The organism is Halomonas sp. A3H3, from assembly GCF_000982975.1.
Taxonomy (GTDB): domain Bacteria; phylum Pseudomonadota; class Gammaproteobacteria; order Pseudomonadales; family Halomonadaceae; genus Vreelandella; species Vreelandella titanicae.
On record NZ_HG423344.1, the window covers coordinates 132,027 to 143,237 of the forward strand.

15 protein-coding genes and 1 pseudogene are annotated in these 11,211 nt (G+C 57.9%); 14 read left to right on the plus strand and 2 right to left on the minus strand.

From position 1 onward, the window contains the following. Window positions 1-931 precede the first annotated feature (931 nt). A complete protein-coding gene (locus HALA3H3_RS25740) occupies window positions 932-1,486 on the minus strand; it encodes a JAB domain-containing protein (protein ID WP_022524312.1) in 555 nt (184 codons plus the stop codon). Between the two features lie 141 nt (window positions 1,487-1,627). Between HALA3H3_RS25740 and HALA3H3_RS25745 the strand changes: the two genes are divergently transcribed. From HALA3H3_RS25745 to HALA3H3_RS25775, 7 genes are all read left to right on the plus strand, one after another. Next, a complete protein-coding gene (locus HALA3H3_RS25745; protein ID WP_022524314.1) occupies window positions 1,628-2,536 on the plus strand; it encodes an ArdC family protein in 909 nt (302 codons plus the stop codon). Between the two features lie 127 nt (window positions 2,537-2,663). Beyond that, window positions 2,664-3,698, plus strand: a complete 1,035-nt coding sequence (locus HALA3H3_RS25750; RefSeq protein ID WP_022524315.1) for a DNA-binding protein — start codon at window positions 2,664-2,666, stop codon at window positions 3,696-3,698. Window positions 3,699-3,711: 13 nt separating this feature from the next. After that, window positions 3,712-4,806: an endonuclease gene (locus HALA3H3_RS25755; protein WP_053857280.1), complete on the plus strand. Its 1,095-nt coding sequence runs from the start codon at window positions 3,712-3,714 to the stop codon at window positions 4,804-4,806. A 62-nt stretch (window positions 4,807-4,868) separates the two neighbouring features. Continuing rightward, window positions 4,869-5,189: a hypothetical protein gene (locus HALA3H3_RS25760; protein WP_022524317.1), complete on the plus strand. Its 321-nt coding sequence runs from the start codon at window positions 4,869-4,871 to the stop codon at window positions 5,187-5,189. Between the two features lie 159 nt (window positions 5,190-5,348). Next, window positions 5,349-5,843, plus strand: a complete 495-nt coding sequence (locus tag HALA3H3_RS25765; RefSeq protein ID WP_022524318.1) for a hypothetical protein — start codon at window positions 5,349-5,351, stop codon at window positions 5,841-5,843. A 133-nt stretch (window positions 5,844-5,976) separates the two neighbouring features. After that, window positions 5,977-6,657 (plus strand): hypothetical protein, encoded by a 681-nt coding sequence (locus tag HALA3H3_RS25770; protein ID WP_022524319.1) that lies wholly within the window; start codon window positions 5,977-5,979, stop codon window positions 6,655-6,657. A gap of 59 nt (window positions 6,658-6,716) precedes the next feature. Further along, the gene (locus HALA3H3_RS25775) at window positions 6,717-6,971 is read left to right on the plus strand and encodes a hypothetical protein (protein ID WP_053857281.1); all 255 of its coding nucleotides are present in this window, start codon (window positions 6,717-6,719) and stop codon (window positions 6,969-6,971) included. Between the two features lie 64 nt (window positions 6,972-7,035). Here HALA3H3_RS25775 and HALA3H3_RS25780 read toward each other — a convergent pair whose 3' ends face one another. After that, window positions 7,036-7,341, minus strand: a complete 306-nt coding sequence (locus tag HALA3H3_RS25780) for a DUF7673 family protein (RefSeq protein WP_022524321.1) — start codon at window positions 7,339-7,341, stop codon at window positions 7,036-7,038. Between the two features lie 140 nt (window positions 7,342-7,481). Here HALA3H3_RS25780 and HALA3H3_RS25785 point away from each other — a divergent pair, with 140 nt between their 5' ends. The 7 genes and pseudogenes from HALA3H3_RS25785 to HALA3H3_RS27925 form a co-directional block, all read left to right on the plus strand. After that, complete coding sequence (locus HALA3H3_RS25785; RefSeq protein ID WP_022524323.1) at window positions 7,482-7,805, plus strand: hypothetical protein; 324 nt, start codon at window positions 7,482-7,484, stop codon at window positions 7,803-7,805. Between the two features lie 517 nt (window positions 7,806-8,322). After that, window positions 8,323-8,556 (plus strand): hypothetical protein, encoded by a 234-nt coding sequence (locus tag HALA3H3_RS25790; RefSeq protein ID WP_144410470.1) that lies wholly within the window; start codon window positions 8,323-8,325, stop codon window positions 8,554-8,556. Window positions 8,557-8,608: 52 nt separating this feature from the next. Next, window positions 8,609-8,866 (plus strand): hypothetical protein, encoded by a 258-nt coding sequence (locus tag HALA3H3_RS25795; RefSeq protein WP_022524325.1) that lies wholly within the window; start codon window positions 8,609-8,611, stop codon window positions 8,864-8,866. A 108-nt stretch (window positions 8,867-8,974) separates the two neighbouring features. Next, window positions 8,975-9,604, plus strand: a complete 630-nt coding sequence (locus HALA3H3_RS25800; protein ID WP_022524326.1) for a class I SAM-dependent methyltransferase — start codon at window positions 8,975-8,977, stop codon at window positions 9,602-9,604. 190 nt (window positions 9,605-9,794) lie between these two features. Then, the gene (locus HALA3H3_RS25805) at window positions 9,795-10,082 is read left to right on the plus strand and encodes a helix-turn-helix domain-containing protein (protein WP_022524327.1); all 288 of its coding nucleotides are present in this window, start codon (window positions 9,795-9,797) and stop codon (window positions 10,080-10,082) included. Next, complete coding sequence (locus HALA3H3_RS25810; RefSeq protein WP_022524328.1) at window positions 10,079-10,984, plus strand: reverse transcriptase family protein; 906 nt, start codon at window positions 10,079-10,081, stop codon at window positions 10,982-10,984. Before HALA3H3_RS25805 ends, HALA3H3_RS25810 begins: the two co-directional genes overlap by 4 nt. An 87-nt stretch (window positions 10,985-11,071) precedes the next feature. Then, window positions 11,072-11,211, plus strand: a pseudogene (locus tag HALA3H3_RS27925) (IS1380 family transposase); the annotation flags it as partial.

Here is an 11,211-nt window from a genome sequence, read left to right on the forward strand (position 1 = left end):
CTCAGCAGCGCCTGCTGGCCTCGTCGCAGGCGGGAACGCTGCACCATTGACTATCTCGTGCGCCAGCTGCTGGTCGACCTGCCCTCTCCTGGCTTCATGGAGCATTCATAAAGCAGCACTCGGCGCCATGGGAGGCTGTTGTCTCCCTCGGAAGTCCTACACCCACCAAGTCCAGGCTCAACCAGCTGAGATCCAGGCCAGCCATCGCTCTGTTCTCTAGCTACCAGCGCGGGTTTGGGGGGCATCCTCCAAATGTTAACGGTATAAAGTTAGTTGCAACCGGGCCTGTATCCACATTTCCTGTGGGCAACCTTGTGGGTAAGTGCCATTTTGGCGGTGGGAATGCTGCACCGATGGCGGTCACTTTCGGTGGGAATGTTGCACAGGTTATTTTTTGACCAGCCCGATCACTGTTTTTTTCGGTGGGGATGTTGCACCGTACGCTAGAGCCCAGATTCCCTAGCATCTGTCAATCAGGTAGTCAGCCATTTATGTAGGTGGGGATGCTGCACTTTTGAACCCATCACACCCTTAAATGTGGACAATTTAACGGTTTCTGTGGGTATCTCCTGAATAACTTTCACCCATAGGTGGGGATGTTGCACCGTAAGCGGTGGGGATGTTGCACCGTAAGCGGTGGGGATGTTGCACCGTAGATTTTCTATATTCCTTTTTCTTTCATGATGTTATGACGCTTTCAATCGCCCATAACCCTGTTTTAGCCCCGAACTATCCCTATATCCCTTTACCTATACAACCCCATTGACCCTTCGGTGTGTTCTCCCGCCAGCTTCGGCTGACCTTATTGGTCACTCCTGGCATAGAAACCTCCGATCTATCCTCCTCGGCATGCTGCAAATGCTACATGGCATGAAAAAGCCCCTCCAGCAAAACTGCCAGAGGGGCTTTGAAAGCGGCTGAGCCGCAATAGCTACATCAAGCCTTGTTCAGCGAAGCTCGTGCAGTCCGTGCCTGCCACGATGATGTGATCAAGCACTTTCACGTCGAGCAACCCAAGGACCTCCTGGATGCGCTTAGTGATCTGACGATCTGCATGACTCGGCTCAATCGAACCCGAAGGGTGGTTGTGCGTGAGGATCACAGCCCCAGCATTCACCTCAAGAGCCCTGCGAGCTATCTCACGCGGATAGACCGAGGCACTGTTAAGCGTGCCCTGGAACAGCTCCTCATGCTGGATCAGCCGATGCTGGGAATCCAGCCAGCTAACCGAGAAGACCTCATAGGGTACTGTGGCATAGCGAATCGTCAGGTAGTCCAGGGTGATGTTCGGCCGATTGAAAACGGCGTTAAAGTCCTGGTACTTGCCATAAAACCGCTTTTCGATGATCCGCAAAGCCTCTGCTATCACAGCGTCCTCTTCCTTCTTGCGCTGGCCAGGGTCCACTGCAAGCCCCTTTCCAGGGAAGGCATAGACCTCAGCCGGCTCGGATACTGCGAACAGATCCATCTGGTTCGTGCGCTTCATCACATTCTCCTCTCTCTCATACCCGTTGCCGGGCCTCACCCAGAGATAGGGAGATCACTGACGTGGCCGCTCTTCATGTCACCACCCGCCCTATCTCCCCACGAGACCTGCATTCCGCAGGAATGAGAGAGGAGATGGATCATGAGCAAGAGCAAGCGTGCGATCGACGGCATTCGGGAAGCACTCATCCAGGGCCTGAAGGAAGGCACCGCCCCCTGGCAGAAACCCTGGAAGCCCGGTGACACGGATGTGAGCCAGCCCTACAACGCCTCTTCAGGCCGCGTGTATACGGGTTGGTCGAACATCGTGAGCCTCTGGGTCGCAGCAGATCGATTCGGCTACACGAGCCCTGCCTGGGTCACCTTCAAGCAAGCGAAGGATCTCGGCACACACCCTCGCAAGGGGGAAAAGGGCACTCCGGTGGAATTCTGGAAGTTCCACAAGAAGCGCGAGAAGGACGAGAACGGCAAAATCGAGGAGAAGGTCATCCCGGTGAACCGTATCTTCTACGTCTTCAACGAGCAGCAGCTGGCTGACCCGCTGACGGAGGCTGCCAAGCCCCCCGTCATTGAGGCCCAACCAGAGCCCGTGCAGTTCGTTGCGCGGCTGATTGAGGCCTCAGGGGTGGCTCTGACCTGGGGAGGCGACAAGGCCTACTACCGGCCCTCTACGGACGGCATCCGCCTGCCTCGCCCTGAGCAGTTCCATGAAGTCAGCGAAATTGCGGCGACTGGGCTGCATGAGCTGATTCATGCGACTGGCGCTGCCAACCGCTTGAACCGCGACAAGAGCGATCGCGCTCGAGAGGAGGTGGTGGCGGAAGCTGGCGCCTGGCTTGCTGCTATGCGTTTCGGCCTGCCTGCCACCCCGGAAAACTCCGCGTCCTACCTCACCGGCTGGGCCTCACGGCTCACTGGCGATCAGGCGAAGGAGCTGGACCGTGCTCTGTCTGATGCACAGAAGGCGGTCACCTTCATTGAACAGCTCGCACAAGAGTGCGGGATGCTTGATGAAGCCCCGGAGTCACCAGCCGCTACTGCGGTTGCGTGATAGCAACACCCATTCAACAGCCTTCCCCCCCCGGGAAGGCTTTTCTTCTGGGCGGCAGTTTTCCCTGGCGCTATGTATGTATTATATGTACAGTACATACATACAATACATACACCGGGAGAGAGGCATGACGATCAAGCCTGAGATCCAACAGCGCATTGTAGCGGCCGCGGAAGAGCTGGTAGCGGAAGGCGTGGACAAGCCCACCAATGAGCAGGTCCGGGAGCGCCTGGGCGGCGGCTCCCTATCCCATATCTCGCCGGTCATGCGGGAGTGGAGGGAGAGCCAGATGGTCACGGCCGTCGCCATCCGGGACATGCCCAAGGAGATTCGCACGGTCCTCGAGCGCGTTGGTGCCGAGCTGTGGCGCAGCGCCAGCCAGCTGGCGGATGAGGATGTTGAGAGGGTTCGCGCCCAGTCGAATGAGCAGCTGAAGGCCGCTCATGACGAGCGCGATGAAGCCCTCAGGGAAATCGAGCGGCTTGAGGCTCGCATCACGTCCATGCGGGAGGACCACGAACATGATAAGGCGCAAATTGCACGGCTGACGGAAGAGAACCAGAACCTGGCCACCGAAACGGCTACCGCCAAGCAACGCGCCGAGGACGCCATGGAGCGTGTCAACGATCTCCATGGTCAGCTGAGCCGGCAAAGCGACCAGCTGGAGACAGCTCGCGGGCAGGTACAGCAGTTGCAGTCGGCCGTGGATCAGCTGCGCGAGGACAAAGCCTCGATCGGCAACCAACTGGCCACCGTCGAGAGTGACCTCAAGAGCACCACCAGAGAGCTTGAGGCAGCCCATCAACGGGAATCACGCCTCCAGCAGACCCTGGAAGAGGTCAGCCAGGAGCTGTCCTCGCTTCAGCAAGAGCAGGCCAGCCTGCGATCAGAGCAAGCCTCGACCGCCAAGCGGAACGACGAGCTGAAGGAAGAGAGCGCCAGCCTACGAAGCACCATCGACCAACTCAGGGCCTCGGGCAGCGAGGCAAACGCCGAGCTGAAGGCTGCCCGGGAGCAGATCGAGGAGCTGAAGGGAATCAGGCAAGAGCTGGCCGACACCCGGACAGAACTCGCGGTCACGCAAGCCCGGGAAAAGGCGCTGCGCGACCAACTAGATCAGCGTCCCGATGCATCACAGTCGACGCGGGGCGATAAACCCTAAGCACGGAGGAACCATGACGTTCAAAGCCCCCATCGCGATTGCCAGTGCTGTGCTGGCGCTCTCCCCCACCTTGGCGCCAGCTGACATGATCCTGGGCAGCTGGAATGTGCGCCAGCTCGGCTGGGACAATGGCAAGGAGGTCGAGAAAGTCGCCCATGTCGCCCAGTCGATGGACCTCATCGCCTTGCAGGAGCTGATGGACAAGGGCGCCCTCGAGGAGCTGGTCGCCCACCTCGAGGCGACAACCGGCGAAGCCTGGGGAGCCATGGCCAGCCATTCCCTTGGCGCGGGGGAGCGTTACCGGGAGCACTACGGCTTTGTCTGGCGCCTGTCGGAGGTGGAGTACGCTGAGGGGGCCGTGGTGTTCCTGGATCATGATGACGTGTTCGCCCGTGAGCCCTACTCAGCCATGTTCCGCGATCGCGAGACGGGGCAGGAGCTGGCGCTGGCCAACCTGCATGTCATCTATGGGGATAGCGTCAGCGAACGTGCGCGGGAGGTGGAGACCTTGGCCGACTACTGGGGATGGCTGGAGGAGGTCTACCCAGACACGCCACGAGTCCTGGCCGGCGACTTCAACCTGGAGCCGGATCACGAGGCCTGGGGGCCTCTGCGATCTGCTGGCGCCTCTCCCGCGCTGAGCCGTGTGGCGACCACGCTGGCGCATGAGACCGGCGTGTATAGGCACCTCTACGACAACTTCTGGCTCAACCCGAATGAACTCCCCATCAGCGATACTGGTGTGATCCCGTTTCCCACCTTGCTGGGCATGAACCACGAGGAGGCTCGGTCCAGGGTCTCCGACCACGCACCGATTTTCCTGGCCACCGATGGCGCTGAGATTCAGCTCTATGCCTGGCCAGGCACTGACGCCACGCCAACCCAAGACGTGGCACCGTCCGACTTGAGCTGCATAGACCTCAACGAGAGCCCGGAGGGTGCCCTGGAGGGGCTGCCCCACATCGGTCCCGCCCGGGCCGAGCTTGTCGCCGAGGGGCGCCCCTGGGGCTCTGTGGCGGCGCTGAAGGATATAGACGGCCTTGGGCCTGCCCGTGTCGCCGACATCCGCGAGAGCGGTCTCCTGTGCCCGCTGAGCGTGGCTGGCTGACAGTGAAGGCCCTACCTCTCCTCGAGACCTGCATCCAGCAGGAATGAGAGAGGAGATGGATCATGAGCGCACACGACGACATCCTGGATAGGCTGTGGGCGGCACGCCCGAAGGTCTACACCGCGATCTGCAAAGACATGGCCGGGGAGTGGGATTTGCGCATTGAGTATGTGCAAGTCACGCCTCAGGCCGATCGCGAGGTAGAGCACCAAATGGCTATCCAGCAAGCCAAGGAGTCCTGCGCGGGGGCATGGGAGCGTGTCGTGGAGTATGCGCCCTGCATGTCGACGCCGGACACCAGCACCATCGCCTGCATAGGCCTGTTCGAGGGAGCTATCGAGCCGGCGATGCTCGATGAGGCCTACTTCGACTGTTCTGCATAACGCGCATCCCGACTGCGTGCTTCACTGGGATGGGTGGTGATCCTGACTGGACACCCCCTCCCCACCTTCCCCCAGGCACCAGCCTACCGCCTTGTGTCACTCCCTTCCCTACCTCCTCACGAGACCTGCAATCCCGCAGGAATGAGAGGAGAAAGCACCATGACGATGAAGACAGCCACCCTCACTGACGCCCAGTGGGCCGATATCATGCAGCTGATTGGCCGCGGCGAATCGGATCTCACCGAATACGTTCCGCACCATGCCGGCAGGGATGGGTACGCGCCCGAAGAGATCGATGACCTGGAGAGGCTGCTCAAGGGTGAAGCCTCAGCGGCGCTGTGCAAGCAGATCGCTGACGACACAGACGCTTCCAGTGAAGCGCCAGCGACCCGGACCTACACCGCCTTCTGTCAGGAGAGCAATGCCACCGGAACGGTCTGGATCAGCTCCATCGAGGTTGATGCTCAGGAGGACCGCGACAAGGAGCTGGTGGCAGCTGAGGAGCAGGCGAGGTACGAATGCGCCCGTGACTGGGACCGGTTGACCGACCCTGACGATGAAGACTCACCGCTCGATATAAGCGGCATAGTCTGCATGGGCCTTGCCGATGGCGAGGTTAGCATTGCGATGTGGGATGACTCTCACTTCGAGTAGTTTGCTTCAAGGGCACCATCCGAGGATGGTGCCCTTTCCCTTCCAGGGGCGGCCAGAAGCGCCAGCAAGCGTCACCCCTACCCCTACCCCCTCTCGAGACCTGCAATCCCGCAGGAATGAGAGGAGAGGCCCAATGAAGACCATCAATGCAGTCCGCCACCATGACGCTGATGCTGGCCTGGCATGGCTGGAAGTGCCGAAGCCCATCGTGAAAGGCCTGGGGATCGACAATGCTATCTCGCGCAAGTGCCTTGTCGACGCTACCAGCGTCTACCTCACGGAGCCCGTGGCTTCCCGCCTTGTGCAGCTGGCGCTGGAGGACAAGCAGGTTGAGGTGGTGATCAGAGAGCAGCCGGCCTCACAGGAGACCATGGTTCAAGAGCTGAGTGGCTATACGCCTGCTCGCCTCGGAGACCAAGTGACCCTCCTCGAGGACCGCCTGATCGACCTGCCTCGGGTCAACGACCTGGGGGGCGAGGAAATCCTGGAGATTGCCTCGCAACTGCAAGACCGGGCGCAGCGCTACTGCAACGTCATGCTGCCTGAACACGAGTGGGTCTCTGACCTGCTGCAATTCAAGGATGGCCTGAATGAGGTGGTGGCGTTGTGCCAGTGTCCGGCTCACACCTCCACGGTCGGCATGATGACCGAGGTGCGCCATGGCAACAGCGAGGGGTACGTCTGCACGGCATACCTGACCCGAGCCTTGTCGAAGGCTGGCATGGTGGCCGTTCCCTTGATGAACGCCAAGTTCTGGAGCTGGGAGCAAGCCGACCAGCTCTCGAGGAAGATCCAGGAGTGGTACTGCTGGTGAGCTGCCGGATCGGCATGATCCACATAGACGAACGGGCCTGTGGCCCTCTGGAGGAAAGCATGTCCAGCATCACGTTTGTGACGGATCAACGACCCGGTGAGCCTGATCTCCTGTCGGGACATCAGCTCGAGGCGTTGACCATCATGGATCTTGATCGCAGCAAGGTGCTGCTGCGCGTCCTACCGTCTGGCCCATGGACCCATGAGGCCTTGGTCGAGACGGGGGATGGCATCGCACAGATGCTGCCCCAGGAAGTCGAGAATGGCGTTGAGGCCTTTCTCGGCTCCCAGTGGGTAGGCAGCACTGAAGTGTGACCTACCGGATCGCTCGATCCTTTCTCAAGCCCCTCCTCTTCTGAGGCTGGGGCTTTTTCATATCTCAGCCGGCCTGCTCACTACCGGCTCGCCAGAGCGCCCAGATCCGCTGGAAGACCTCCCCATAGCCGAGATCATCGGGATAGGCGCGATGGCTCGCCACCCACAGGAATACCACGCCGCACGCACTGGCCAGCTCGTCATCCATTCCCCAGAGGGTGGTGAGGTCAAAGCCCCCGTTCTCCGCGGCGTTGTACCACGCCAACAGGAAGTCGGCGCAGCGCCGGGATTGCCCGGTATCGCTCAAGGCGACGGCGACAAGCCTCTCGAGTGCCTGCGTCGTGATGTCATCCATCCTCACTGAGGTCATGCCTGTCCCCCTCTCCGGTTGGTGGTGCTGGCGCCAGCCAAGCACGGTGCTTGCAAAGCCTCGCCCGCAGCACCATAGAGAATAGTGTCCGAAGGCGCGGCATGGCCACGGGCGATCGCAACCACGAAAGGAGCCACAGGATGAGCATTGATGCGCTGGCGCGGGCCGTGACGGCTCTCGACAACCATGAGATATACAACCCCGACGACGAACTGAACCTCCTCGACAGCGAGTTCGTGAGCGTCACCGATGAAGCCACTGGCGACCTGCTCGAGCAGCTGGGCGGCGAGGTGCTGTTCGGCCCGGATGGTGGCCCCAACCGGAGGGCTATCACGGCGCTGCGCAAGCGGGGCCTCGAGGTGTCGGAAGCCGGCTCACCCTACCCGGACAACCCCTATGAGACGTGTGTGGTGATCAAGATCCGGGAGGGCGAGATCCCGCTCACCAGCGAGCAGCTGGGGTGACCGGCCGACCACCCCTAGCATCATATTTGAATCAAAGACTTACATGACAATGTAGGAAGGTCTGGAAACGGCATCCTAAGCTACCGGACCTCCTCCTGCCGGGCTTACTGCTTGGATAAGCGCAACCCTCGGCCATGAGAATGTTGAAAGCCCACTCTGGAGTTTTAGTACCCAGACTGCTCAGGAATTGACTGGCAGTAAAATATCAGTTACTGTGTCCCGTAGGCTGGGTGTACCACCCAGGTGCTCTTTAAACGTGTTGATATACCTCGATTGAGCTTGCAAGCGGGCCAACCTAGTTGGTCAACCCAGGGAGTAGTTCACCCAGGGTTCACTTGCCGCACAACGGTCCTGCTGCCCGGTGATCCAGTGACCAGGCGATCAGCAGTATTGTACGGCGGGAAGCTCCTCTGACAAGGAGCTGAACGGTGGTTTGCTGGAGCATCTACGCGTTCCTTATCGGCTCAATTGCTTGACGGCGGGGCAATTCCGCCCGATGAGATACGAGGTATTCCAAATGGATACTGCACGTTTAATCATGACTGTTGACCTGCTGAAGCAGGTGCGGTCGGGAATGCACGACGACGTAGATGCTCGCGTTACTGATAGACTGGATGAGGCAATTACGATTCTGGAGGAAGCTCTGATAACCGATCCAAAGCCAGCAAGGGCGGGTGCCGCTCTAGCCAAGCTAGGTGAAGCGTTGAAGTATCTTCCAGTGATCAAGGCGCTCTTTGAGGACTTGATGTGACACAGCAAACCACCACTTTAACTCACCTTTAGTCTCTGCGAGGTATTTGCCCATGTCTTCTAATTTTGACACTAGTGGCTTAGACAAACTGAAAAAGAATATGGAAGAGTTTCAATCCAATAGCCAGGTGAAATTGGTAGACATGCTTTCACCAGCATTCATGGCTCAGTGCTCTACCTATTCCAGTTTTGAAGATATGCTTGACGCTAGCGGGTTTAAAGTAGAGTCGGCAGAGGATTTTGCGGCCATCCCTGACGAGGAATGGGATGCATTTGTTTCAAAAAATAGGGTATCCGGATTAATTGGTTGATAGGGGGCTTCCTATGACCAAGCTTCAGATAACTTGATAAGACGCTCGTGTAGCTCACGGTGGTACTAATCAGTCCAGCCCAGGCTGTCTGGTCGATAGGAGGAAGCTATGTCATTCAAGACTCACTGGGAAGCTGTGTACGGTGAGAAGGCACCCGACGAAGTAAGTTGGTATCGTCCACACCTTGAGAAGTCGGTTCAGCTCATCGAAGAGGCAGCACCGGATCGAAGCGCCGCTATCATTGATGTAGGTGGCGGTGAGTCTACATTGGTCGATGATCTGCTGATGCTTGGCTATCAGCATGTCAGCGTTCTGGAAATATCACATAAGGCGATCCAAGTGGCACAGCAGCGCTTAGGGGCTGCTGCAAACACAGTGGAGTGGCTCGAGGAAGATGTCACCAAGGCGATCCTTCCCAAACAGCGATATACCGTTTGGCATGACCGTGCTGTCTTCCACTTCCTGGTCGAGCCCGAGCAACGTGCTGCCTATGTCCGCCAAGCGCTACGCAGCCTAGCCCCCCATGGACATCTGATAATGGCTATCTTCGGGCCAGAAGGGCCTCGACAGTGTAGTGGGTTGGAAGTAGTCCGCCACGATATTAAATTGCTGTGCGAGCATTTAGGTCCCCTTTTCGACCTAATTAGTAGCAATCTCGAAGAGCACCGAACGCCGGGAGGAAAAGCACAGCAGTTCCTATATGCCCATTTCACGCTTAGGGAGCGTGAAGCTGGTTAGCCGCATCAACCACTTATTCCGGATACCCAAAAAATACTTCTTACTCTTCTTGGGAAGAAATGCAAAAAGGCGCCGCAAAGGATTATACAAAAAGACAACTCACCAAGGGTTTATAACCTCCCGAATTCACTTGGTATTTCGCTCATCTAATCTGCATATCCAATCCAGGCGATACTACTGGTCTCACTAAATGAACGTTGGTTACGCGATCAAACTATGCCGCCAGCAGCGTAAGCTAACTCAAGGGGAGTTAGCTAAGCGGGCTGGGGTGTCAATTTCCTATCTCTCGTTGCTTGAGCGGGGGGAGCGATCAGATCCTGGCCTATCCGCCTTGGAGAAAATAGCTAAAGGCCTGAATGTACCCATGACTCTGTTGCTCTTCCTTGCTGCCAATGAAGATGAGTTGAGTGGGTTTACTCCAGATCTGAAGGAAAAGCTCTCTGCGGCTGCTCTGAACCTGATGAGGGAGTCCGCGTGAGATCCATCTGCAAGCTAACTCCGACATACCCTCACAATGCCATCATTGACCCTCAACACCTCGCCCTTCTGCTGAATACACCGCTGGAGAGTCTGAAAGCCACTGCAAAGATTGCTTCCGGCTCGTATCGTCCTGTCCCTCAAACGAAGAGAGATGGCAGTCCTCGGATGACCTATGATGCTTATCCAGAACTGAAGCGAATACAGCACCAGATCGTCAAAAAGATTCTACGCAAGGTGCGTTTTCCGCGATACTTGCAAGGAGGAATTCGAGACACTGAGTTCCCCCGCGACCATGTATCAAACGCGGCGCTCCATACGGGGGCCTCGATCTTGGTGTTAGATGATATTGCGGACTTTTATCCTTCTCTCGAAAGCCAGTTGGTGTTCACGATCTGGCTCAGGTTCTTTGGTTTTTCTCCAGATGTTTCGGAATTACTTACGAAGTTGACGACACGCCACTGCGTCGTGCCGCAGGGGGCAAGGACGAGTAGTTATCTGGCCAACCTGGCATTCTGGAACAAGGAAGCAAAGCTGGTTGAGGACCTCGGAAACATGGGCCTGACATACTCCCGGTTCGTTGATGATGTGAGTTATTCGTCCCACCACCAAGTTTCAAACAGCACTATCGGCGAGGCCAGGGCAAAGGTGTACAGGATGCTGGCATCAAAGGGCTGTCGCCCTAAACGCTCCAAGAGTCAAGTCTGCCGAAAAGGACAAAAACTTAAAGTTACTGGGCTGGTTGCAGCTGGAAACTATCCAGCAGTTGGAAAGGCCGAACGAAAAAGAATTCGCTCGGCTGTCCATAACCTGGAGAAAGCTGTCGGCAGAGATGGAATGACTCCAGAAAATCTCAAAGCGTGGAACAGCGCCAAAGGGCGAGTTGGTATGCTATTCCCCTGAATCCGTGAGACCGGCCCTCGGAAGCACTTCTAACCCACTGACCTGCATGGCAATATAGCCATTATCGCCATTCACCCAGACAGTGCCATGCCCAACATAAAGTTCCGCGCCAGTCGCCGCACCCTCACCAGCCACGCCGGGCTGTCCATCATCGGGCAATGCTTCGAGATCGCTGGCGTCGACAGCATCGACGGCCGCTTCCCCACCACGCTGGGCATGCGCACCAG

Coding starts and splice junctions, on each gene's coding strand:
- HALA3H3_RS25805 (WP_022524327.1), top strand. CDS start 9,795: ATGAACGTTGGTTACGCGATCAAACTATGCCGCCAGCAGCGTAAGCTA.
- HALA3H3_RS25785 (WP_022524323.1), top strand. CDS start 7,482: ATGAGCATTGATGCGCTGGCGCGGGCCGTGACGGCTCTCGACAACCAT.
- HALA3H3_RS25750 (WP_022524315.1), top strand. CDS start 2,664: ATGACGATCAAGCCTGAGATCCAACAGCGCATTGTAGCGGCCGCGGAA.
- HALA3H3_RS25740 (WP_022524312.1), bottom strand. CDS start 1,486: ATGAAGCGCACGAACCAGATGGATCTGTTCGCAGTATCCGAGCCGGCT.
- HALA3H3_RS25775 (WP_053857281.1), top strand. CDS start 6,717: ATGTCCAGCATCACGTTTGTGACGGATCAACGACCCGGTGAGCCTGAT.
- HALA3H3_RS25760 (WP_022524317.1), top strand. CDS start 4,869: ATGAGCGCACACGACGACATCCTGGATAGGCTGTGGGCGGCACGCCCG.
- HALA3H3_RS25800 (WP_022524326.1), top strand. CDS start 8,975: ATGTCATTCAAGACTCACTGGGAAGCTGTGTACGGTGAGAAGGCACCC.
- HALA3H3_RS25795 (WP_022524325.1), top strand. CDS start 8,609: ATGTCTTCTAATTTTGACACTAGTGGCTTAGACAAACTGAAAAAGAAT.
- HALA3H3_RS25780 (WP_022524321.1), bottom strand. CDS start 7,341: ATGACCTCAGTGAGGATGGATGACATCACGACGCAGGCACTCGAGAGG.
- HALA3H3_RS25765 (WP_022524318.1), top strand. CDS start 5,349: ATGACGATGAAGACAGCCACCCTCACTGACGCCCAGTGGGCCGATATC.
- HALA3H3_RS25770 (WP_022524319.1), top strand. CDS start 5,977: ATGAAGACCATCAATGCAGTCCGCCACCATGACGCTGATGCTGGCCTG.
- HALA3H3_RS25790 (WP_144410470.1), top strand. CDS start 8,323: ATGGATACTGCACGTTTAATCATGACTGTTGACCTGCTGAAGCAGGTG.
- HALA3H3_RS25755 (WP_053857280.1), top strand. CDS start 3,712: ATGACGTTCAAAGCCCCCATCGCGATTGCCAGTGCTGTGCTGGCGCTC.
- HALA3H3_RS25745 (WP_022524314.1), top strand. CDS start 1,628: ATGAGCAAGAGCAAGCGTGCGATCGACGGCATTCGGGAAGCACTCATC.